16 protein-coding genes are annotated in these 22,288 nt (G+C 72.9%); 13 read left to right on the top strand and 3 right to left on the bottom strand.

The features are described from left to right. The first annotated feature begins 5 nt into the window (after positions 1 to 5). From ACZ7MY_RS15335 to ACZ7MY_RS15300, 8 genes are all read left to right on the top strand, one after another. Positions 6 to 1,235 (top strand): polyamine ABC transporter substrate-binding protein, encoded by a 1,230-nt coding sequence (locus ACZ7MY_RS15335; RefSeq protein WP_499602127.1) that lies wholly within the window; start codon positions 6 to 8, stop codon positions 1,233 to 1,235. 29 nt (positions 1,236 to 1,264) lie between these two features. Further along, complete coding sequence (locus ACZ7MY_RS15330; protein ID WP_499602126.1) at positions 1,265 to 2,449, top strand: ABC transporter ATP-binding protein; 1,185 nt, start codon at positions 1,265 to 1,267, stop codon at positions 2,447 to 2,449. Continuing rightward, positions 2,449 to 3,384: an ABC transporter permease gene (locus ACZ7MY_RS15325; protein WP_499602124.1), complete on the top strand. Its 936-nt coding sequence runs from the start codon at positions 2,449 to 2,451 to the stop codon at positions 3,382 to 3,384. Before ACZ7MY_RS15330 ends, ACZ7MY_RS15325 begins: the two co-directional genes overlap by 1 nt. After that, positions 3,384 to 4,184: an ABC transporter permease gene (locus tag ACZ7MY_RS15320; protein WP_499602123.1), complete on the top strand. Its 801-nt coding sequence runs from the start codon at positions 3,384 to 3,386 to the stop codon at positions 4,182 to 4,184. Before ACZ7MY_RS15325 ends, ACZ7MY_RS15320 begins: the two co-directional genes overlap by 1 nt. 34 nt (positions 4,185 to 4,218) lie before the next feature. Next, complete coding sequence (locus ACZ7MY_RS15315; protein ID WP_499602122.1) at positions 4,219 to 5,613, top strand: NAD(P)/FAD-dependent oxidoreductase; 1,395 nt, start codon at positions 4,219 to 4,221, stop codon at positions 5,611 to 5,613. Between the two features lie 140 nt (positions 5,614 to 5,753). Then, on the top strand, positions 5,754 to 6,224 hold the full coding sequence (locus ACZ7MY_RS15310; protein WP_499602120.1) for a hypothetical protein: 471 nt from the start codon (positions 5,754 to 5,756) through the stop codon (positions 6,222 to 6,224). A gap of 141 nt (positions 6,225 to 6,365) precedes the next feature. Continuing rightward, the gene (locus ACZ7MY_RS15305; RefSeq protein ID WP_499602119.1) at positions 6,366 to 7,058 is read left to right on the top strand and encodes a nucleotidyl transferase AbiEii/AbiGii toxin family protein; all 693 of its coding nucleotides are present in this window, start codon (positions 6,366 to 6,368) and stop codon (positions 7,056 to 7,058) included. Positions 7,059 to 7,148: 90 nt separating this feature from the next. Further along, a complete protein-coding gene (locus ACZ7MY_RS15300; RefSeq protein ID WP_499602117.1) occupies positions 7,149 to 8,654 on the top strand; it encodes a CoA-acylating methylmalonate-semialdehyde dehydrogenase in 1,506 nt (501 codons plus the stop codon). Positions 8,655 to 8,729: 75 nt separating this feature from the next. Here the strand turns inward: ACZ7MY_RS15300 and ACZ7MY_RS15295 are convergent, their stop codons facing one another. The 3 genes from ACZ7MY_RS15295 to gabT all read right to left on the bottom strand — a co-directional run bounded on the left by ACZ7MY_RS15295 (position 8,730) and on the right by gabT (position 11,393). Next, complete coding sequence (locus ACZ7MY_RS15295; RefSeq protein ID WP_499602115.1) at positions 8,730 to 9,023, bottom strand: hypothetical protein; 294 nt, start codon at positions 9,021 to 9,023, stop codon at positions 8,730 to 8,732. Between the two features lie 56 nt (positions 9,024 to 9,079). Further along, a complete protein-coding gene (locus tag ACZ7MY_RS15290; RefSeq protein WP_499602113.1) occupies positions 9,080 to 9,715 on the bottom strand; it encodes a phosphatase PAP2 family protein in 636 nt (211 codons plus the stop codon). A 346-nt stretch (positions 9,716 to 10,061) separates the two neighbouring features. Further along, entirely contained in the window at positions 10,062 to 11,393 is a 1,332-nt protein-coding gene (gabT, locus tag ACZ7MY_RS15285) for a 4-aminobutyrate--2-oxoglutarate transaminase (RefSeq protein ID WP_499602112.1), read from the bottom strand. 287 nt (positions 11,394 to 11,680) lie between these two features. Between gabT and ACZ7MY_RS15280 the strand changes: the two genes are divergently transcribed. From ACZ7MY_RS15280 to ACZ7MY_RS15260, 5 genes are all read left to right on the top strand, one after another. Continuing rightward, positions 11,681 to 13,900: an ATP-binding protein gene (locus ACZ7MY_RS15280; RefSeq protein WP_499602110.1), complete on the top strand. Its 2,220-nt coding sequence runs from the start codon at positions 11,681 to 11,683 to the stop codon at positions 13,898 to 13,900. Positions 13,901 to 14,784: 884 nt separating this feature from the next. Next, entirely contained in the window at positions 14,785 to 16,320 is a 1,536-nt protein-coding gene (locus ACZ7MY_RS15275; RefSeq protein WP_499602733.1) for a PucR family transcriptional regulator, read from the top strand. A 90-nt stretch (positions 16,321 to 16,410) separates the two neighbouring features. Then, entirely contained in the window at positions 16,411 to 17,859 is a 1,449-nt protein-coding gene (locus ACZ7MY_RS15270) for an aldehyde dehydrogenase family protein (protein WP_499602108.1), read from the top strand. A gap of 145 nt (positions 17,860 to 18,004) precedes the next feature. Then, positions 18,005 to 20,197 (top strand): M48 family metalloprotease, encoded by a 2,193-nt coding sequence (locus ACZ7MY_RS15265; RefSeq protein WP_499602106.1) that lies wholly within the window; start codon positions 18,005 to 18,007, stop codon positions 20,195 to 20,197. Positions 20,198 to 20,319: 122 nt separating this feature from the next. Beyond that, entirely contained in the window at positions 20,320 to 22,257 is a 1,938-nt protein-coding gene (locus tag ACZ7MY_RS15260; protein WP_499602105.1) for an acyl-CoA dehydrogenase family protein, read from the top strand. The last annotated feature ends 31 nt before the right edge of the window (positions 22,258 to 22,288 follow it).

Here is a 22,288-nt window from a genome sequence, read left to right as displayed (position 1 = left end):
CCGCAATGGAGATGTTCGAGGGCCTGTCCGAGCCCGTACGCAAAGCGTGGGAACGCAGCCTGACCAGCGGGAGGGCATCCCTCAGCCGGCGCCGGGTGCTCGGCGCCGGCCTCGGAGTCGCGGGCGCCGGGGCGCTGTCCGCCTGCGGCATCCCGGCGGCGACCAACAACCAGGGCGGCGTGAAGAGCGACGACCTGTCCGACAAGGACAAGTCGCTGGTCTTCTCGAACTGGCAGCTCTACATCGACATGAGCGACGACGAGAAGCACATGCCGACCCTGGAGGCCTTCGAGAAGAAGACCGGGATCAAGGTCAAGTACAGCGACGACATCACCGACAACGTCGAGTTCTTCGCCAAGATCAAACCGCAGCTCGCCGCCGGCCAGTCCACCGGCCGCGACCTGGTCGTCCTCACCGACTGGATGGCCGCCCGGATGATCCGCCTGGGCTGGGCCCAGCCGCTGGACCCCACCTACCTGCCGCACGCCTTCACCAACCTGGAGCAACGTTTCCGCAACCCCGACTGGGATCCCGGACGCGCCCACTCCTACCCCTGGCAGGGCATCGCCACCGTCATCGCCTACAACGAGAAGGCCACCAAGGGGAAGAAGGTCGGCAGCGTCTCCCAACTGCTGGACGACCCCGACCTCAAGGGCCGCGTCGCGATGCTCAGCGAGATGCGCGACACCATAGGCATGACCCTGCTCGACATGGGCAAGCAGCCGGAGTCCTTCACCGCGGACGACTTCGACGCGGCCGTGGCCCGCGTCCAGAAGGCCGTGGACGGCAAGCAGATCCGCCAGTTCACCGGCAACGAGTACACCGACGGCCTCGCCTCGGGGAACATCGCCGCCTGCGTCGCCTGGGCCGGCGACCTCGTCCAGCTCCAGGCCGACAACCCCGAGATCAAGTTCGTGATCCCGTCCGCCGGCTACATCTACTCCACGGACAACATGCTGGTCCCGGCCGGCTCCAAGCACCGCAAGAACGCCGAGCGGCTCATGGACTGGTACTACCAGCCGGAGATCGCCGCCGAGCTCGCGGCATGGGTCAACTACATCACGCCCTGCGCGGGCGTCTACGAGGAACTCCTCAAGATCGACGAGGACGTGGCCAACAACCCGCTGATCATTCCCAACGCGGAGATGAAGGCGAAGGCCCATCCCTTCCGGTCGCTCTCCGCCCAGGAGGAGACCGCCTTCGAGGACAAGTTCGCCAAGCTCATCGGCGCCTGACCGGCCACCGCAGTTAGGGACCTGACGACATGACCCAGCAGACCGCACCCCTCTCCGACGAGCCGGCCGGAGCCAAGGACCACGCCCCCGCGGGGGGCGCCGTGACCCTCACCGGCATCGGCAAGGACTACGGCGACTTCACCGCCGTCCACCCGCTCGACCTCACCATCCCCGAGGGCTCCTTCTTCGCGCTCCTGGGAGCCTCCGGCTGCGGCAAGACCACCACACTGCGCATGATCGCCGGCCTGGAGGACCCCAGCGGCGGCAGCGTCCGCATCGGCGACCAGGACGTCACCGGACTGCCGCCGTACAAGCGGCCGGTCAACACGGTCTTCCAGAACTACGCGCTCTTCCCGCACCTCGACATCTACGAGAACGTCGCCTTCGGCCTGCGCCGCCGCGGCGTCAAGTCCGTCAGGGGCCAGGTCGAGGAGATGCTCGAGCTCGTCGAGCTGGGCCACCTCGCCCGCCGCAAGCCGCACCAGCTCTCCGGCGGCCAGCAGCAGCGCGTCGCCGTCGCCCGCGCCCTGATCAACCACCCCAAGGTGCTCCTCCTCGACGAACCGCTGGGCGCCCTGGACCTGAAGCTGCGGCGGCAGATGCAGTTGGAGCTCAAGCGCATCCAGACCGAGGTGGGCATCACCTTCGTGCACGTCACGCACGACCAGGAAGAGGCCATGACCATGGCCGACACCATCGCCGTGATGAACGCCGGCCGCATCGAGCAGCTCGGCGCGCCCACCGACCTGTACGAGAACCCGCGCACCACCTTCGTCGCCAACTTCCTCGGCCAGTCCAACCTCATCGAGGCCCAGGTCGCCGGCACCAGCGGCGACGACCTGCTGCTCAGCGTCGGCGACGGCCGGCTGGCGATGCCCACCGCGCGCTGCGTCCCCTCCGTGCGGGCGGGCGACAAGCTCCTCGCCGGGGTGCGCCCCGAGAAGATCACCATCGTCCACGCCGACGACGCCGCCGAGGTCCCCGAGGGCCGCAACAGGATCACCGGCCGGATCGTCGACGCCAGCTTCATCGGCGTCTCCACCCAGTACGTCGTCAACAGCCCCTGGTGTCCCGAGCTGGCCGTCTTCGCGCAGAACGTGGAGCGCGACGGCCGCCTCGTCCCCGGCGCCGAGGTGGTGCTGCACTGGAGCCCGGCGCACACCTTCGGTCTCGACGCCGCGCAGGACATCGAGGCGGGGGAGGTCAACGCGTAATGGCCGCCCTGTCCACCGCCCCCGCGGGGGCACCGGCGCAGAACCCGCCGGAGCCGTCCGGCTCCGCCGCCCGGCGGCGCAGACTCGTGCCGTACTGGCTGCTGCTGCCCGGCATCCTGTGGCTGCTGGTCTTCTTCGCCGCCCCGATGGTCTACCAGGCCTCGACCTCGGTGCAGACCGGCTCCCTGGAGACCGGCTACCGCGTCACCTGGCACTTCGCCACCTACTGGGACGCCTTCACCGAGTACGACGTCTTCTACCTGCGGTCGCTGATCTACGCCGGCATCGCCACCGTGCTCTGCCTGGCGATCGGCTACCCGCTGGCGTACACCATCGCCTTCAAGGCGGGCCGCTGGCGGAACGTGCTGCTGGTCATGGTCATCGCGCCGTTCTTCACCAGCTTCCTGATCCGCACCCTGGCCTGGAAGACGATCCTCGCGGACGACGGCTACGTCGTGACCGTGCTGGACAAGCTGCACGTCCTGAACGTCACCGCGTCCCTCGGCATCACCGCCGACGACCGCGTACTCGCCACGCCGCTCGCGGTGGTGTGCGGTCTGACGTACAACTTCCTGCCCTTCATGATCCTGCCGCTCTACAGCTCGCTGGAGCGCATCGACCCGCGGCTGCACGAGGCGGCGGGCGACCTGTACGCCCGGCCCTTCACCACCTTCCGCAAGGTGACCTTCCCGATCTCGCTGCCCGGCGTCGTGGCCGGCACGCTGCTCACCTTCATCCCCGCCTCCGGCGACTACATCAACGCCGAACTGCTGGGCAGCCCCAGCGAGCAGATGATCGGCAACGTCATCCAGTCCAAGTTCCTGACGGTGCTCGACTACCCGACCGCCGCCGCACTGTCCTTCATCCTCATGGCCGCGATCCTCGTGATCGTGTCCGTCTACATCCGCAGGGCGGGGACGGAGGAACTGGTCTGATGCCCGTGCTGAACTGGGTGCGACGGCACCTCGTCGTCTTCGCCGGCGTGGCCGCGCTCGCCTACATGACGATCCCCAACGTGATCGTCCTGGTCTTCTCCTTCAACCAGCCCAAGGGCCGCTTCAACTACTCCTGGAACCACTTCTCGCTCGACGCCTGGACGAACCCCTGCGGCGTCGGCGACATGTGCGACTCGGTGTCGCTGTCCCTGCAGATCGCCGTCCTCGCCACCCTCGGCGCCACCGTCCTCGGCACCATGGTCGCCTTCGCGCTCGGCCGCCACCGCTTCCGCGGCCGCGGCCCGGTGACCGGCCTGATCTGGCTGCCGATGGCGATGCCCGAGATCGTGATGGGCGCCTCGCTCGGCACCCTGTTCCTCAACATGCGCATCCAGTTCGGCTTCTGGACGATCCTCATCGCGCACATCATGTTCTGCCTCAGCTTCGTGGTGACGGCGGTCAAGGCGCGCGTGATGAGCATGGACCCGCGACTGGAGCAGGCCGCGCAGGACCTCTACGCCACCCCGTGGTCGACGTTCTGGCGGATCACCTTCCCGATCGCCGCGCCCGGCATCGCGGCGGGCGCGCTGCTGAGCTTCGCGATCTCCATCGACGACTTCATCATCACGCAGTTCAACGCCGGCCCGGCCACCGTGACCTTCCCGATGTTCGTCTGGGGCGCCGCCCAGAAGGGCCTGCCCGTCCAGGTGAACGTCATCGGCACGCTGATGTTCGTCGTGGCGGTGCTCTGCGTCGTCGTCGGACAGCTGCTCAGCCGCCGCAGGAAAGCCCATAGTTGACCCGCCGACCGCATCCGCAAAGGTGTGAGACCCCATGGACCCAGCCCGTTCGCTCGCCGACGCGCAGCCGACACCGTTCTGGCTGGAGGACCCCGGCAGGCCGCGGGCGGGATCGGCCCTCGTGGGCGACGAGCACTGCGACCTGCTGGTGGTCGGCGGCGGCTACACCGGGCTGTGGACCGCGTTGCTGGCCAAGGAACGCGACCCGCGCCGCGACGTCGTCCTGATCGAGGCCAAGGAGGTGGGCTGGGCGGCGTCCGGCCGCAACGGCGGCTTCTGCGCCGCCAGCCTCACCCACGGCCTGGCCAACGGACTCGCCCGCTGGCCCGAGGAGTTCGGGCAGTTGGAGGAGCTGGGCAACCGCAACCTCGACGGCATCGAGGAGGCGGTCGCCCGCTACTCCATCGACTGCGACTTCGAACGCACCGGGGAGATCGACGTCGCCACCGAGCCCTACCAGCTCGACGACCTCCGGGCGTCCGCCGAGGACGCCGCCCGGCACGGCGTCGGACTGGAGCTTCTCGACCGCGACCAGGTCCGCGCCGAGGTCGACTCGCCCACCTTCGTCGGCGGCCTGTGGGACCGCCGCGGCGTCGCCATGCTGCACCCCGCCAAGCTCGCCTGGGGCCTGCGGCGCGCCTGCGAGGAACTGGGCGTACGCGTCTACGAGCACACCCGTGCCACCCAGCTCGCCCACAACGGCTCCGGCACGGCCGTGCGCACCCCTTACGGGCGGGTCTTCGCCCGGCACGTCGCGCTCGGCACCAACGTCTTCCCCTCGCTGGTGCGCCGGGTGCGCCACTACATCGTCCCCGTCTACGACTACGCGCTGGTGACCGAGCCGCTGACGCCGCAGCAGCTCGGCGCCGTCGGCTGGAAGAACCGTCAGGGACTCGGCGACAGCGCCAACCAGTTCCACTACTTCCGGCTCACCGCCGACAACCGCGTGCTGTGGGGCGGCTACGACGCCATCTACCCCTACGGCGGACGCCTGGACGCCGCCCGGGACGAACGCCCGGAGACCTACCTGAAGCTCGCGGAACACTTCTTCCGCTGCTTCCCGCAACTGGAGGGCGTGCGCTTCACCCACGCCTGGGGCGGCGCGATCGACACCTGCTCGCGCTTCTCCGCCTTCTACGGCACCGCCCACGACGGGAAGGTCGCGTACGCCGCCGGCTACACCGGCCTCGGTGTCGGCGCCACCCGCTTCGGCGCCGACGTCATGCTCGACCTGCTCTCCGGCGGACCCACCGAACGCACCACGCTGCGCATGGTCCGCACCAAGCCGCTGCCCTTCCCGCCCGAGCCGCTGGCGTGGGCGGGGATCGGCCTCACCAAGTGGTCACTGGACCGCGCCGACCGCAACGCCGGGCGGCGCAACCTGTGGCTCAAGGCGATGGACCGGCTGGGCCTCGGCTTCGACAGCTGACCGGCGGCCCCGCACCCCGCGCGAGCCCCGTGATCCGGATCACCCCATCGGGCGTGGTGAAACCCGCGTAATGATCCGTCCCCGGCCCCCTCTCTCCGCGTGACAGCACGACAGCGCACACACGGAACGGAGGAACCGGCATGGTGGGCACAGACGCGCGGGGCGCGGTCGAATGGCTGGTTTCCGTGGCACCCGACCCCGACGCCACCCGGTGGGAATGGGAGCGCCACCCCCTCGGGGTGACGCTCCTGCCCGCCGGGAGGCTGTGGGACGTCCTCATCGTCACCGGCGAACTGGGCTACCCGACGCTCGACGTCCTCACCCGTCTCGTCGACCGCCCGGGCCCGGTCCTGGCCGACTTCGGGGACTCCCGCATGGGCTGGTTCGTGCCCCCGGGCACCGCCGCCCGGTGGGTCGGCACCGGGGTGCGCACCGCGGGGCCCGGCACCTGGATCGTGGTCCCCTACCCCGGCCGCGCCACCGGAGGCGTCCGCTGGCTCGTGCCGCCCGACGGCACGGGCAACCTCACTGACCCCGGCGTCCTGGAACTGGCCATGCACGAGGCGGCCGCCCACCTGGCGGGACGGCGGGGCCGTGATCCGGGCGCGTGACCCGGCGGACGGGGGCCCGCCCGTCGTACGCCCCGGTGCGCGACACTGGTTCCGTGATCCCGACGGAAGGCGGCCGGTCCCGGAGCGGCCGCGGACACCCGGGCGCGCCGCGGCGCGCCCCCGTTCCCGCGGCGGGCTGAGATGGTCCTCCCGCCCGGCCTCGCGCACCTCGTCGAGACCGCCCTGCCCGTCTGCGGGCGCCACGGCCTGGCCGTGGCGGGCGGCCTCGCGCTGATCGCGCACGGCTTCGAGCGCCGTCCCTCCCGCCACCTCGACCTGGTCACCTTCAGCTCCACCCCGGTCGGCGACATCGGGGCCGCGCTCGCCACCGCCTGCACCGGGGCCGGCTACGAAGTGGCCCCGCTGCCCGGCACGCCGCTCGCCGCCCACCTCGGGGTCACCGAGCCGGGGGAGGCCGGCCGCACGGTCCACGTGGCCAAACAGCCGCTCTCCCGTCCCCCGGTCCCCGTCGGACTCGGCCTGTCCGGGCCCGTGCCGGTGGTGGCGCTGGAGGACTGCGCGGCCCTGAAGGTGGCCGCCGTCGCCGACCGCGCCACGGTTCGCGACCTCGTCGACGTCCATGCCCTGACCGCCTGGTTCACCCCGGGGGAGCTGCTGACGATGGCCGTCCACCTCGACGACGACCTCCAGCCGCGCCTGCTCGCCGACCGCCTCGACAAGCTCGTCGAGGCCGACGACGCGGCGTACGCGGCGCAGGGACTGGACGGCGCGGGCACGGCCGCCGTCAAACGCTGGGCCTTCGACTGGGCGCAGGACATCCGGCTGGACCTCATGGAGGGCATGGAGCACCCCGACGAGCTCTACGACCTGTAAAGCTCCCGGCCCCGGCGCCGACACCTTGGTGCTTGAGGGTGCCCTGCCCGCTGACGACACTGGCAGGAGACGAGGAGAGGAAGGTCCGCCGTGACCGACAAGCACATCACGCACTGGATCGCCGGACAGTCGTGGACCGGCACCACGGAGCGGCACGGAGACGTGTACGACCCCGCCACCGGTGCCGTGACCGGGCGGGTGGACTTCGCGTCGAACGCCGAGGTCGACCAGGCCGTCGGCGCCGCGGCCGCCGCGTTCAAGGAGTGGCGCCACGCCTCGGTGGCCAAGCGCAGCACGGTGCTCTTCGCCTTCCGCGAGCTGCTCAACGCCAAGCGCGAGGAGCTGGCCGCGATCATCGTCTCCGAGCACGGCAACGTGCACTCCGACGCGCTCGGCGAGATCGCCCGCGGCCTGGAGGTCGTCGAGTACGCCTGCGGCATCCCGCAGCTGATCAAGGGCGGCTTCACCGAGCAGGCCTCGACCGGCATCGACGTCTACTCGATCCGCCAGCCGCTCGGCCCGGTCGCGATCATCTCGCCCTTCAACTTCCCGGCGATGGTGCCGATGTGGTTCTTCCCCATCGCCATCGCCGCGGGCAACACCGTCGTCGTCAAGCCCTCCGAGAAGGACCCGTCCGCCGCCAACTTCCTCGCGGAGCTGTGGAAGCAGGCCGGTCTGCCGGACGGCGTCTTCAACGTCGTGCACGGCGACAAGGTCGCCGTCGACCGCCTCCTGGAGCACCCGGACGTCAAGTCCGTCTCCTTCGTCGGCTCCACCCCGATCGCGCGCTACGTCTACGAGACCGGCACCCGCTACGGCAAGCGCGTCCAGGCCCTGGGCGGCGCCAAGAACCACATGCTGGTGCTCCCGGACGCGGACCTGGACCTCGCCGCCGACGCCGCCGTCAACGCCGGGTTCGGCGCGGCCGGCGAGCGCTGCATGGCGGTGTCCGTCCTGGTCGTCGTCGACCCGATCGGCGACACGCTGGTCGAGAAGATCAAGGAGCGGATGTCCGGCCTCACGGTCGGCCCCGGCTGCAGCGCCGCCTCCGAGATGGGCCCGCTGGTGACCGGCGCCCACCGCGACAAGGTGACGTCCTACCTGGACGCGGGCCTCGCCGACGGCGCGACCCTCGCCGTGGACGGCCGTACCCACGCCGTCAGCGGCGAGGACACCGAGGGCGGCTTCTGGCTCGGCCCGACCCTCTTCGACGACGTCAAACCCGGCATGTCGGTCTACAACGACGAGATCTTCGGCCCGGTGCTGTCCGTGGTGCGCGTGGGCTCGTACGACGAGGGCCTGGAGCTGATCAACTCCAACCCGTACGGCAACGGCACGGCCATCTTCACCAACGACGGCGGCGCCGCCCGCCGCTTCCAGCACGACGTCGAGGTCGGCATGGTCGGCATCAACGTGCCGATCCCGGTGCCCGTGGCGTACTACTCCTTCGGCGGCTGGAAGGCCTCGCTCTTCGGCGACACGCACGCCTACGGCCCGGACGGCGTCCACTTCTTCACCCGCGGCAAGGCCGTCACCCAGCGGTGGCTCGACCCGAGCCACGGCGGCATCAACCTCGGTTTCCCGACCAACAACTGACACCCCCGCTCCGAGGCCCGCCGACCCGCGCTTCCGCGGTCGGCGGGTCTCGCCCGTCAGCACCGGGTGGGACGCTCACGCGTCCGTCCCCGGGCCGCCGACCTCAGGCAGGTGCGCGGAGAGGTGGCGCAGGTACGCGCCGGCGTCGGCACGGTAGTCCTCGGCGCCCCGCGCCTTGGCCAGCTCGAAGACGACGAACATGTTCAGGTTGAGGAGCCCGGCGACCATGCGCATCCGTTCCGCGCCGTCGAGACTCTCGACCACGCCGGCGATGTGTCTGGCGGCCCCCTCCCGGTCGTCCTCCAGCCACAGAGTGAGGAACTCGATCGCGAGGCGGGTCGCCTCTTCCGCTTTGCTCGGTTCGGTCATGTGGGGAGGGTAAGCCGCCGCGCCCGCGGTCCGTGCCGGTCACCCGGACCGGCGGCTCAGCGCGCTGGGTGAGGACGTCCCGACCGGCGACCGACCGCCAGGGCGGCGCCCGCGAGCAGGGCGCCGCACAGCAGCCAGCTCCCCACGACGTCGAGCGGCCAGTGGTAGCCGCAGCGGACCAGGGCGACCCCCACCGCGGCGTCGAGCAGCACGACGGCGGCGACCAGCAGCCGCCGTGCGGCCGTGCGCACCAGCCACGGCAGCAGCAGGAGCACCGCGCCGCCGTACGCGGCGGCCGCCGTCGCCGTGTGGCCCGAGGGGTAGAGCCCCGGATAACCGGGGGAGAGGGTCAGCGAACCGGGGCCGGCCCGGCCGATCAGCGGCTTGACCAGGGCGACCAGCAGCGGCGCGACGACCATCACGAGCGCGTAGGCCAGCGGCGGCAGCCAGGGGCGGGACAGCCCGTACCGCCGGGCGCGCCAGGTGGTCCAGACCATCGCAAGCAGCAGCACGGGCACGGCGACCCGCCAGTCGCCCAGGTCGGCGAGGAACTGCGACACGGAACGGTCCGCGGGGTGGGGGGAGGGTCCCGCGAGGGTGGCACGCACCGGTCCGTCCAGGGCCAGCAGGCGCCCTCGTATTGCCTCCTGCCAGGTCAGCAGTCCGAAGAGCGCCGTGCACACCACGGCCACCAGAGAAGTTGGCCGCCCCGGAACAGGGGGGAGAGTTCCGGGGCGGCCAGAACGATCGCCGTACCGCCCGCCCCGGGGGGTTTGGGGCAAGCGGCCGACCGATCGGCGAGGATTGCCGGAGCCTTCGGCTTCGGCGCTGTGCGCGAGGGCACTGCTGTGCCGGTGATGGGGAGTCACCGGCAAAGTGTCGCCCGCGGACTTCCGCAGACGGGGTGTTTCTTCCATCTGCCGAAACCGTACGTCACCGGGGGGCCGCCGGGCAGGGGTTGCACCCTCCCGCCATCAGGCCCGCACACCTTCTTCACGCTGTGTGCCGTACGCGCCCGGTCACCGGCGAAGCACCTGGTCACAGCCGGGCGAGCGCGCCCTCGATGATGTCCAGGCCCTCGTTCAGCAGGTCCTCCCCGATCACCAGCGGCGGCAGGAAGCGCAGCACGTTGCCGTAGGTGCCACAGGTCAGGACCACCAGGCCCTCGGCGTGGCAGGCCTTGGCCACGGCGGCGGTGGCGGCGGCGTTCGGGGTCTTGCTCCCCGGCTCCACCAGCTCGATCGCGATCATGGCGCCGCGGCCCCGGACGTCACCGATGACCTCGAACTTCTCCTGCATGCCGCGCAGCCGGCCGAGCATGATGCCGCCGATGCGGCGCGCCCTGGCGTTGAGGTCCTGCTCCTTCATCGTCTCGATGGCGCCCAGCGCACCGGCGCACGCCACCGGGTTGCCGCCGTAGGTGCCGCCCAGACCGCCGGAGTGCGCGGCGTCCATGATCTCCGCGCGGCCGGTCACCGCGGCCAGCGGCAGACCGCCGGCGATGCCCTTGGCGGTGGTGATGAGGTCCGGGACGATGCCCTCGTCCTCGCAGGCGAACCACTGGCCGGTGCGGCAGAAGCCGGTCTGGATCTCGTCCGCGACGAAGACGATGCCGTTCTCCCGCGCGAACTCCACCAGCTTGGGGAGGAAGCCCTTGGCCGGCTCGATGAAGCCGCCCTCGCCCTGGATCGGCTCGATCACGATCGCGGCCACGTTCTCCGCCCCGACCTGCTTGGTGATCATGTCGATCGCCTGGGCCGCCGCCTCCTCCGCGCAGTTCTCCGGGCCGGTCAGCCAGCGGTAGGGGTAGGCCAGCGGCATCCGGTAGACCTCGGGCGCGAACGGGCCGAACGAGTGCTTGTACGGCATGTTCTTCGCCGTCAGCGCCATCGTGAGGTTGGTGCGGCCGTGGTAGCCGTGGTCGAAGACGACCACGGCCTGGCGCTTGGTGTACGCGCGGGCGATCTTCACCGCGTTCTCGACGGCCTCGGCACCCGAGTTGAACAGCGCGGTGCGCTTCTCGTGGTCGCCCGGGGTCAGCTCGTTGAGGGCCTCGGCGACCTCCACGTAACCCTCGTACGGCGTCACCATGAAACAGGTGTGGGTGAAGTCGGCCAGCTGCGCCGACGCGCGGCGCACGACCGCCTCGGCGCTGTTGCCGACCGAGGTCACCGCGATGCCGGAACCGAAGTCGATCAGGGAGTTGCCGTCCACGTCCTGCAACACGCCGCCGCCGGCGCGGGTGACGAAGACGGGCAGGGTCACGCCGACGCCGCTCGGGACCGCCGCCGTCTTGCGCGCCAGCAGCTCCTGCGACTTGGGGCCGGGGATCGGGGTGACGAGTCGACGCTCCTGGGCCAGATCGGTCATGGCGGACGTACTCCTTCGAACCGTGGTCTTTCCTCGCAGGCTAAGCCCGTACGGCGGAGCCCCGCACACTCCGATAGGGCGCACTGCGGAACGCCTCTTCGACGTGACGGACATGAGCGTGCCAAGATCCTTCAGACTGCGGTGGCCGCTCGACTACATTGAGTGCGGACCTGCGAGGGGTGGCACACGCGATGGAACGCGACGGTACGCACGAGAAGCCCGCGGCGCCTCCGCCCGGGGGCTCCGGCCCGCAACCGGGCCCGCCGCCGGTACCCGGTGCCCGGCCGATGCCGGACGCCCCGCCCGCGCACGCCGGGCCGCCCCCCGTGCCCGGCGCGAGGCCCGGCCCCGCCGGCCCCGGACGCGCGCCCAGGGCCGTCCCGGCCACGCCCCCGCTGCCCCCCGGGCCCCCGCCGCAGCCCGCCACCCGCCCGGACACCGGCGCGTGGCGCGCCCCCGCCGAGTCCGCGCCGTCCGCCACCCCGGACGGCTCCGGTTTCCTCGCCTGGCTGCGGGCCCCGCGCCCCGCCGCCGCCCCCGGCGTCTGGCGGCTCGGCCACCGCCCCCGCCCCGCCGCCGACCCGGACGCCGTGCCGGGCCGCCAGCTGGTCGCCGGCGCCCTGATCTCCTTCCTCGGCGGCTGGCTGCTGTGGTCCCTGCTGTGGAACGGCTACCTCGGCAGCTACTGGCTCTGGCCGCTGCTCGCCCTGACCCCCGAGTCCTGGCGGCAGGCGGGCGGCAACCAGACCGCCTACCTGTGGGCCTCGTACCTCTACTACGCGCTCATCGGCGGCGCCCTGCTGGTCTTCTTCGCCCGCGTCGGACGCTGGGCCGAACTGTGGCGCCGCTCCATCAGCGCGCCGCTGCGGCGCGCGCGCGAGGAGGAGCGGGCGGCCACCGGCCGCGAACCCGCCGACCCCGCCCAGGACCCCGCCGCCTTCCCCGAGCTCCGCCGCGGCGGCGCCGCCGACGCCGCGGACCGGCTCGCCGAGGACGCCCGTTCCGGGCTGATGAACGACGTCGACTTCGCCCGCCTCGGCCGCGCCTGGCAGTCCGTACGCTCCGAACCCGGCCGGCTCACCGCCTTCACCGACACGGTCCTGCGCTACGGCGCCGCCGCCTGCGCCCACCCGTCCGGCGCCCGCGACCTGCCCGCCCGCACCGCCCGGCACGACCTGCTGGCCGGCCAGGTCCGCATCGGCGCCGCCTCCGACGACGAGCGCAACCCCCGCACCCACCGCGGCGCCGGCTACGCCCTCGACCCGTCCGTCCTCGGCACGTCCCTGCTGGCCGTCGGACCGCCCGGCTCCGGCAAGACCGTGCGCTTCGCGCGGCCCGCGCTGGAACTCATGTGCCTGCAGGCCCTTGCCGGGCGGGCGGCCGTCGTCGTGGTCGGCACCGACGGGGCACGCCTCGCGCCCGACGAGTCCTTCGACGTCGTCGTCAAGATCGGCCAACCCGACTCCGCGTACGACCTCGACCTGTACGGCGGCACCGCCGACCCCGACGAGGCCGCGGGCTTCCTCGCCGAGGCCCTCGTCGGGGACCTCGCCGCGGCGCTGCCCGGCGGCGACAGCCGCCGCGCCGCCACCGCCCTCGCCCAGCTCCTCGGGCCCTTCCACGCGGCCCACGGCCGTTTCCCCTCCGTCCCCGAACTGCGCGAGCTCCTCGACGGCACCGCGTCGGCCCTCGCCGCACTGCGCTCCGCCCTGCAGGCCCGGGGCGCCGCCGCCCAGGGGCAGTTGCGCGAACTCGACGCCCGTGAACGGCAGTCCGCCCGGGCCGGCGACGCGGGCCCCCTGCTCGCCGACCGCATCGCGCTGCTCGACCGGCCCGCGTTCGCCGGATTCTTCGACACCACGGGCGGCAGCCACCCCTTCTCCCTGCGCGGCCTCGAACACCCCCTGCGGGTCCGCATCGACCTCCCGGAACGGGGCCACACCGAGGTCTCCCGGATGCTGGCGCGGCTCGTCCTCGCCCAGTTCGCCGAGTGCGCCGCCGCCCGGCGGGACCGCTCCCTGTTCGCCTGCCTCGTCCTCGACGACGCCTCCCACACCGTGACCGCGGAGTCCGTGCGGGGCCTGCAGCGCATGCGCTCCGCCAACGCCGGCGCGGTGCTCACGCTGCGCACGCTGGACGACGTCCCCGAAGCGCTCCGGGGCGCCCTGCTGGGTGCCGTCGGCTGCCGGGCGGCGCTCGCCGGGCTCACCGCCTGGGACGGCGCCCGGTTCGCGGAGGTGTGGGGCAAGGAGTGGGTGGACGTCCACGACGTCACCAACCGTCAGATCATCGCGGACGAACCGCTCACGCGGGTCTTGCACGCCGTGCGGCGGCTCGTCACGGGGAAGGCGGTCACGGCGGAGTCGGTGACGGTGCGGCGGGTCGAGCGCGAGCGGTGGTCCGCGTCGGACCTGGCGCACGCGGTTCCCGCGGGGCACGCCGTGGTTTCCCTCACGGCGGTCGACGGGGAACATGCGGCTCCGGTGTTGGTGGATTTGCGCGCGTGATTCTTGTGTGTGGCCCGGTGGTTGTGTGCGGGTTGTCTGCGCCTGCGGCGAGCTGTCCCCCGCCCTCCCGCCCGATTGCCCGGCGCGGTCAGTGACCGTCTCGCACCGTGTGCCTGGGTCGGTGCCGCGCCGGCGCACGTCCTCAACGCTCGCGGTTCAGCCCTACGTCATTCGGCACCCGGGTCCGCCGCTCGTCGTTTCCGGGCGCACCCCGCCACACCCCCTCCCGCCGGTTCGGGCGCATGACGGCCGGAGGGTGGTGAGAGGGCGGTCCGGGGTTACCGCACGCGTTTCACCGAACGCCCACACCATCCGGCTCGATGCCAGCGGCACGGTGAGCACCGGGCCGGCCGCGCCACCGGTACAGCGCACCCTCGCTCGGCCTGCGGCCGGGGGACCCAGCTGAGGGCGGGGTTGTGCCCCCACCCCCGGCGCTCGCCGTGCCTCCGGCTACTGGTGCGCGCACCTTCGCTCGGCCTACGGCCGGGGGACCCCCGCTGGGGGCAGCTTCCAGCGGTGTGGGGAGGGGTGCCCCCCATCACGCCCCTCCGGCCGTTGGTCGCGACACACGGAGGGGGCGGGGTCGTAGGGGTGGGCGTTCTGGACGCTGACGTGTATTTGTTGTGCGGCATCCGGGGCGGCAAGGGCGGGTGCCCGCCATGCACATAAATGTGCGGTACAGAATGCCCACCCCGGAGGCCCCGGCCCCGGCCCACCATGTACGCGCGCAGGCCCGCACCAATCGCGCCGGGCAATCGGGAGGGCGGGTGGGCAACCCCCCAACCGCAGCCACGACGCACCCGCACCCACAGACGGCCCGGCACCGCAGGTATACGGTGAGGCAGAATCGGAAGTGAACGCACTCCGAGATGGAGAAAAAGCCCGTGCCGCCCACGCTCGCCTCGCTGCTGCGGAACCCCGCCCTGAAGCTGGCCGCCCTCGCCGGAGGCGACCGCCTGGAGGAGGCCGCCGTCCGCTGGGTGCACACCAGCGAGCTGGACGACCCCGCCCCGTACCTGGAGGGCGGCGAGCTGCTGCTGACCACGGGCCTCAAGCTGGACGTCGGCTCGCCCGAAGCGCTCGGCGCGTACGTGGCGCGCCTGGCCGGCGCCGGCGTCGTGGGCCTCGGGTTCGGCGTCGGGGTGAGCCACGACACCGTGCCGCAGGCGCTCGTGGACGCGGCGGCCGCGCACCGGCTGCCGTTGCTGGAGGTGCCGCACAGGACCCCGTTCATCGCGATCAGCAAGGCCGTCTCCGCGGAGATCGCCGCCGACCGGTACAAGGCGGTGACCGCGGGGTTCGAGGCGCAGCGGGAGCTGACCCGGGCGGCGCTCGCCCCGGACGGGACGACGGCGCTGCTGTCGCGGCTGGCGGCGCACCTGAACGGCTGGGCGGCGCTGTACGACGCGTCGGGCGCCGTGGTGGCCGCGGCGCCGGAGTGGGCGGGGCGGCGGGCGGCGCGGCTCGCCGGGGAGGTGGAGCGGCTGCGCGGCAGGCCCGCCCCGGCCAGTGCGGCGGTCGCGGGCCCGGCCGGCACGGAGGACCGCGTCGAGCTGCAGTCGCTGGGCACCGGCCGCCGCCCCCGCGGCTTCCTCGCGGTCGGCACGGAGGAGCGGCCGGACACCTCCGCCCGGTACCTCGTGCACGCCGCCGTGGCGCTGCTGACGCTGTCCCTGGAGCAGTCCCGGGCGCTGCAGGACACCCAGCAGCGGCTGGGCGCCGCGCTGCTGCGGATGCTGCTGGTCGGGGAGCCGGAGCACGCGCGCACCGTGGCGGGCCGGTTGTACGGGGGCCTGTTCGACGCGCCGGTGCGGGTGCTGGTCGCGGAACGCGCGGAGGCCGCGGGGGACGCGGTGGGGCTGCTGGCCGAACGGGTGGAGACGGCCGGGATGCGGGCCGCCGAGCCCGTGCTGGCGGTCCGTGACGAGGACCGGCTGACGGTGCTCGCGGCCGCGGACGGCGAGGTGACACGGGCCTGCGTGGCGGCGGTCGACGGAAGCGAGGACCTGGTGGCCGGGCTGTCCGCCGCGGTGCGCACCGCGGGCGTCCCCGGTGCGCACGAGCAGGCCGAGCGGGCGCTGGCGGTGGCCCGGCGGCGCGGCCGCAGTCTGGTCGAGCACGACGAGGTCGGTGCCGGCTCGATGCTGCCGCTGCTGGGCGACGACGCCGTACGGGCGTTCTCCGAGGGCCTGTTGCGGCCGCTGCGCGAGCACGACGCCACCGCCCGGGGTGATCTGGTCGCGTCGCTGCGGGCATGGCTGTCGCGGCACGGGCAGTGGGACGCCGCCGCGGCGGACCTGGGCGTCCACCGGCACACCCTGCGCTACCGGATGCGGCGCGTGGAGGAGATCCTCGGGCGTTCGCTGGACGACCCGGACGTCCGCATGGAGCTGTGGCTGGCGCTCAAGTCCGGTGGCTGAGCCCGTCCCGCCAAAACGTCGCATCGGCCCGGGACCGTAGGACGCACTGGACAAGACCGGCCGGGTGCCGCCCGTCCTACGGTGGTCCGCATGAGCACCCCCACCGCCTTCTGGCTCGCCGGCCGCCCCGCCACCGGCGAGGACACCTTCGATGTCGTGAACCCGTACGACGGCAGCGTCGTGGCCTCCGTCGGCGTGCCGACGCCCGCCCAGGTGGAGGAGGCCGTCGCCGCGGCGAAGGCCGTCGAGGCGGAGTTCGCCGCGACCCCCGCCCACGTGCGGGCCGCCGCCCTGGACCACGTGTCCAAGCGGCTGGCCGAGCGCGCCGAGGAGATCGCCCGGCTGATCACCGCGGAGAACGGCAAGCCGGTCAAGTGGGCCCGCGGCGAGGTCGGCCGCGCCGTGTCCGTCTTCCGCTGGGCGGCGGAGGAGGCCCGCCGCTTCAACAGCGGTGAGGCCCAGCGCCTGGACACCGACGCGGGCGGCACCGGCCGCCTGGCGCTGACCCGGCGCTTCCCGCGCGGCAGCGTGCTCGGCATCGCGCCCTTCAACTTCCCGCTGAACCTGGTGGCCCACAAGGTGGCCCCGGCGATCGCGGTGGGCACCCCGATCATCCTGAAGCCGGCCCCGGCGACCCCGCTGTCCGCGCTGCTCCTCGGCGAGATCCTGGCCGAGACGGACCTGCCGGCCGGCTCGTGGAGCGTGCTGACCGTCCCCAACGACCGCATGCCCGCCCTGGTGCGGGACGAGCGGCTGCCCGTCATCTCCTTCACCGGTTCCGACCGGGTCGGCTACCAGATCATGGACTCGGTGCCGCGCAAGCACATCACCCTGGAGCTGGGCGGCAACGCCGCGGCCGTCGTCCTGGCCGACTGGTCCTCGGAGGAGGACCTGGAGTGGGCGGCGAACCGCATCGCCACCTTCGCCAACTACCAGGGCGGCCAGTCCTGCATCTCGGTGCAGCGGGTCGTCGCCGACGCCTCGGTGTACGACCGGCTCGTGGAGAAGGTCGTCGCCAAGGTCCGTGCGCAGGTCACCGGCGACCCCGCGGACGACGCCACCGACGTCGGCCCGCTCGTCGACGGCAACGCCGCCGCGCGCGTCGAGTCCTGGGTCGACGACGCGCTCGCCAAGGGCGCGAAGCTGCTGACCGGCGGCCGGCGCGACGGCGCCGCCGCCTACGAGCCGACCGTCCTCGCCGACCTCCCCGCTGACGCGATCATCGCCACCGAGGAGGTCTTCGGCCCGGTCCTGTCCCTGCACAGGGTGGACGGTGCCGACGAGGCCTTCGCGGTCGTCAACGACTCCCGGTTCGGGCTGCAGTGCGGTGTGTTCACCCACGACCTGCAGACCGCGTTCCGCGCCCACCGCGAGCTGGAGGTCGGCGGCGTCGTCATCGGCGACGCGCCTTCCTACCGCGCGGACCAGATGCCGTACGGCGGCGTCAAGGACTCCGGCGTGGGCCGTGAGGGCGTCAAGTACGCCATGGACGACTACACGTACGAGCGGGTCCTGGTCCTGACCGGTCTCGCCCTGTAGTCCGAACGGCAGGAGCCACCTTTTCCAGCGGCCGGGGCGCATGTGCGGTGCGTCCCGGCCGCGCTGTGCGTGCTGTCGACATGGGCACGTAAAGTGACCCTCTCGTGAACGGCGCCGGGGAGGCGCCAGGGAGGGGAAACGCAAGGTGGCAACGTATGCGGTGGTCTGCACGGCGGAGGCCGGGGCGACCGCGGAGGCCGTGGCCGCGGGGCCGGTCGGCGGCTGGGTCGTCGGGGGCGAGGGCGGTACGGGGGTGCTGTTCGACGCGCCGGTGACCGAGGGCGAGGGCATCGGGATCGGCGACGTGGTGCCGGCCGGCCGTGAGCTGGCCCGGCGGCTGGAGGTGCCGGCCCTCGTGCTGGTGGCGACGCCGCAGGTCGCGTACGCGGTGTTCGTGCGCCCGGACGGCGAGGGCAGTCAGAGCATGGTGTGGGCCGCGGACTGGGAGCCGCCCACCGAGCCGCAGGAGTACGCGGAACACCGCGCCCAGTGGGACGAGCAGGCGGCCCGCTGCGCGCAGTGGTTCCGCCGTCCCGAGGCGGCCGCCGCCCTGGCGGAGGTCCGCAACGACCCGCGCCCCGGCGAGGCGAAGCCGGGCCCTGAGGATTTGCTGCGTCAGGTGTGCGCGGCACTCGGCGTCCCGTCCACGACGGTCGGCGTCTCCTCGCTGACCAGCCCGGACGGCGTCGCCGACGACGGGGTGCCCCAGGACGCGGTGCGCGCCGAGGCAGCGCCGCCCGCCGGATCCGAGCCGGCCGCGGCGGGCAGCTCCACGCTGCGCGCCGTACGCGCCCTGGTGCTGCTCGCGGGCTTCTACCTGCTGGGCGTGGTGCTGCTCGCGGTGCTGGCCGGGATCGACGTCCTGGTCGCCTCGTGGGGCGTGGGCGGACTGACCGGCAAGGTCGTCCTCGTCAGCGTCGTCCTCGCCGTCCCCATCGTCCGCGGCATGTTCATGCTGCGCCGCCCCCAGGACGACGGCCCGTCCGGCGTCCCCGTCACCGATGCGCAGCAGCCCGAGCTGTGGGCGGCCGTCCGCGACCTCGCGGCGCGCTACGGCACCCGCGCCCCGGACGAGATCGTCCTCGTCGGCGAGGTCAACGCCGCCGTGTCCGAGAAGTCCCGGCTCCTCGGCCTGCTCGGCGGCCGCCGCCGCATGTACATCGGCGTCCCCCTGCTCGCCGGGCTGACCGAGCGCCAGCTGCACGCCGTCCTCACGCACGAGCTCGGCCACTACGGCAACAGCGACACCCGGCTGTCCGCCATCACCCTGCGCGGCCAGGAGCGCATGCTGCGCACCATCGCCCACTTCGAGGAGCGCGCCGCCAGCGCCCAGGGCCGCGAACAGGCCCGCCAGGAGGACAAGGCCGCCAAGGCCCTGGCCAAGGGCCGCAAGGCCAAGGAGGTCGACACCTCGGGCGCCGGTGTCACCTACCGCGCCATGGCGGCGATCTACACGGCCTACGCCAAGTTCTACCTCCGCGCCTCGCACAGCGTCGGCCGCGCCCAGGAGCTCGCCGCCGACCAGGCCGCCGTACGCCTCGCCGGGCGCGACGCCACCGCCTCCGCGCTGCGCGAGATCCCGGTCCTGGACGCCGCCTTCGACCACTACATGCGGCAGTACGCCGCCTTCGGCGCCCCGGCCCGGCTGCTGCCGCCCGCCGGGGAGGTCTACGGCGGCCTGCCCCGCTTCCTGACCGACCCCGCGCGCCGCGCGGAGCTGGACCGGCTGCGGGCCCGGCTGCCGCGTGAGCAGCGCTCCCCGTACGACTCGCACCCCCCGATCGCCGAACGCGTCCGCCTCGTCGAGGCAGCGCCCGCCGACGGCCCGCAGGCGCCGGCCGCCGGGCAGGACCGCCCGGCCATGGAGCTGCTGCACGACCGTGACCAGGTGCTGATCGCCCTGGAAGCGGCCACCCTCAGCCCGGAGAGCCAGGCGTTCACCCGAGTGGAGTGGAGCGCGCTGGCGGATCCGGCGGTGCGTCTGGTGCTCGCCGAGAGCGCCGCGCCGATGCGCGTCGCGCTGTCGGCCGCGGGCACCGAGCCGACCGTGGCGGCCCTGCTCGACGCCGCCGACCAGGGCCGCCTGCCGGCCCTGGCGCAGGGGCTGCCCGAGGGCGCGCTGCACGCGGGAGTCGCCGCCCTCGCCGGTCTCGCACTGGCGGAATCCGGCGCGGCCCACTGGGAACTGACATGGGATCAGGGAGTGCGGCTGGTGCTGGCCGACGGCACCGACGAGTCGGAGTTCGGCTCCGCGGTCGACGCGCTCGCCGACCCCGTCACCGAGGGCGGCTCCGCCCCCGACACCGCCCCCCTGCGCAAGCTGCTCGCGTCGGCCTGAACCGCCGTCGGAAAGGTCACCGGCCCTCCGCACCCCGTGCGCGAGGGCTGGTGACCATGCCGGAACCGGGGTACTAACGAACAAGTAGCACCGGTCGGTAACCGACGCGAGGTGACGCCCCCATGTCCGCAGCATCCGCCCGCCCCACCGTTTCCGAACGCGAAGCGCGCCAGGTCGCAGAGGCCGCCCGCGAACAGGAATGGCGAAAGCCGAGCTTCGCCAAGGAACTGTTCCTGGGCCGCTTCCGGCTCGACCTGATCCATCCCCACCCCACACCGTCGACCGAGCAGGTCCAGCGCGGCGAGGAGTTCCTGGCCAAGCTGCGCGACTTCGTCGAGACGAAGGTGGACGGGGCCCTGATCGAGCGTGAGGCGAGGATCCCCGACGAGGTCATCACCGGGCTCAAGGAGCTCGGCGCCCTCGGCATGAAGATCGACCCCAAGTACGGCGGCCTCGGCCTCACCCAGGTGTACTACAACAAGGCGCTCGCCCTCGTCGGCTCCGCCAGCCCCGCGATCGGCGTGCTGCTCTCCGCGCACCAGTCGATCGGCGTACCCCAGCCGCTGAAGCTGTTCGGCACCCCGGAGCAGAAGGAGCGGTTCCTGCCGCGCTGCGCCCGCACCGACATCTCGGCCTTCCTGCTCACCGAGCCCGACGTGGGGTCCGACCCCGCACGCCTGGCGACCACGGCCGTACCCGACGGGGACTCCTACGTCCTCGACGGCGTGAAGCTGTGGACCACCAACGGCGTCGTCGCCGACCTGCTGGTCGTCATGGCGCGGGTGCCGAAGAGCGACGGCCACAGGGGCGGCATCACCGCCTTCGTCGTCGAGGCCGGCTCCGAGGGCATCACCGTCGAGAACCGCAACTCCTTCATGGGGCTGCGCGGCATCGAGAACGGCGTCACCCGCTTCCACCAGGTACGCGTCCCCGCCGAGAACCGCGTGGGTCCCGAGGGTTCCGGGCTGAAGATCGCCCTGACCACCCTCAACACCGGCCGCCTCTCGCTGCCCGCGTCCTGCGTCGCGGCCGGCAAGTGGTGCCTGAAGATCGCCCGCGAGTGGTCGGCCGCCCGCGAGCAGTGGGGCCGGCCGGTCGCCCGCCACGAGGCCGTCGGCGCGAAGATCTCCTTCATCGCGGCGACCACCTTCGCGCTCGAAGCCGTCATGGAGCTGTCCAGCCAGATGGCCGACGAGGACCGCAACGACATCCGCATCGAGGGCGCGCTGGCCAAGCTCATCGCCTCCGAGATGAGCTGGACCATGGCCGACGAACTCGTCCAGATCCGCGGCGGCCGCGGCTTCGAGACCGCCGAGTCCCTCGCCGCCCGCGGCGAACGGGGCGTCCCGGCCGAGCAGTTGCTGCGCGACCTGCGGATCAACCGGATCTTCGAGGGCTCCACGGAGATCATGCACCTGCTGATCGCCCGTGAGGCCGTCGACGCCCACCTGTCCGTCGCGGGTGACCTCATCGACCCCGACAAGGCGCTCGGCGACAAGGCCAAGGCCGGCATGAAGGCGGGCGGCTTCTACGCCCGCTGGCTGCCGAAGCTGGTGGCCGGCCCCGGCCAGATCCCCGGTACGTACTCGGCCTTCCACCCGGCGGGCCACCCCGACCTCGCCGCGCACCTGCGCTACGTCGAGCGCAACTCCCGCAAGCTCGCCCGCTCCACCTTCTACGCCATGTCGCGCTGGCAGGGCCGGATGGAGACCAAGCAGGGCTTCCTGGGCCGCGTCGTCGACATCGGCGCGGAGCTGTTCGCCATGAGCGCCGCCTGCGTCCGCGCCGAGATGCTCCGCAACCGCGGCGAGAACGGACGCGAGGCCTACCAGCTCGCCGACGCCTTCTGCCGCCAGTCGCGGATCCGCGTCGAGGAGCTCTTCGGCCGGCTGTGGACCAACACCGACGCCATCGACCGCAAGGTCGTCGACGGTGTCCTCGGCGGCGCCTACACCTGGCTCGAGTCCGGCATCGTCGACCCCTCCAGCGACGGTCCGTGGATCGCCGACACCACACCGGGCGCCTCCGGCAAGGAGAACGTCCACCGGCCGATCCGCTGACAGGACAAGGTGCGCGCCCCCGGCGCGCGGG

Source organism: Streptomyces sp. NPDC111520 (assembly GCF_055635295.1).
Note: the sequence above shows the minus strand (reverse complement) of the source record. Positions and strands in the feature narration are given on the sequence as shown.

Excerpts from the sequence above, each read along its gene's own strand:
- ACZ7MY_RS15315 (WP_499602122.1), top strand. The coding sequence starts at position 4,219 with ATGGACCCAGCCCGTTCGCTCGCCGACGCGCAGCCGACACCGTTCTGG.
- ACZ7MY_RS15260 (WP_499602105.1), top strand. The coding sequence starts at position 20,320 with ATGTCCGCAGCATCCGCCCGCCCCACCGTTTCCGAACGCGAAGCGCGC.
- ACZ7MY_RS15280 (WP_499602110.1), top strand. The coding sequence starts at position 11,681 with ATGCCGGACGCCCCGCCCGCGCACGCCGGGCCGCCCCCCGTGCCCGGC.
- ACZ7MY_RS15330 (WP_499602126.1), top strand. The coding sequence starts at position 1,265 with ATGACCCAGCAGACCGCACCCCTCTCCGACGAGCCGGCCGGAGCCAAG.
- ACZ7MY_RS15295 (WP_499602115.1), bottom strand. The coding sequence starts at position 9,023 with ATGACCGAACCGAGCAAAGCGGAAGAGGCGACCCGCCTCGCGATCGAG.
- ACZ7MY_RS15310 (WP_499602120.1), top strand. The coding sequence starts at position 5,754 with ATGGTGGGCACAGACGCGCGGGGCGCGGTCGAATGGCTGGTTTCCGTG.
- ACZ7MY_RS15270 (WP_499602108.1), top strand. The coding sequence starts at position 16,411 with ATGAGCACCCCCACCGCCTTCTGGCTCGCCGGCCGCCCCGCCACCGGC.
- ACZ7MY_RS15305 (WP_499602119.1), top strand. The coding sequence starts at position 6,366 with ATGGTCCTCCCGCCCGGCCTCGCGCACCTCGTCGAGACCGCCCTGCCC.
- ACZ7MY_RS15325 (WP_499602124.1), top strand. The coding sequence starts at position 2,449 with ATGGCCGCCCTGTCCACCGCCCCCGCGGGGGCACCGGCGCAGAACCCG.
- ACZ7MY_RS15335 (WP_499602127.1), top strand. The coding sequence starts at position 6 with ATGGAGATGTTCGAGGGCCTGTCCGAGCCCGTACGCAAAGCGTGGGAA.
- gabT (WP_499602112.1), bottom strand. The coding sequence starts at position 11,393 with ATGACCGATCTGGCCCAGGAGCGTCGACTCGTCACCCCGATCCCCGGC.
- ACZ7MY_RS15320 (WP_499602123.1), top strand. The coding sequence starts at position 3,384 with ATGCCCGTGCTGAACTGGGTGCGACGGCACCTCGTCGTCTTCGCCGGC.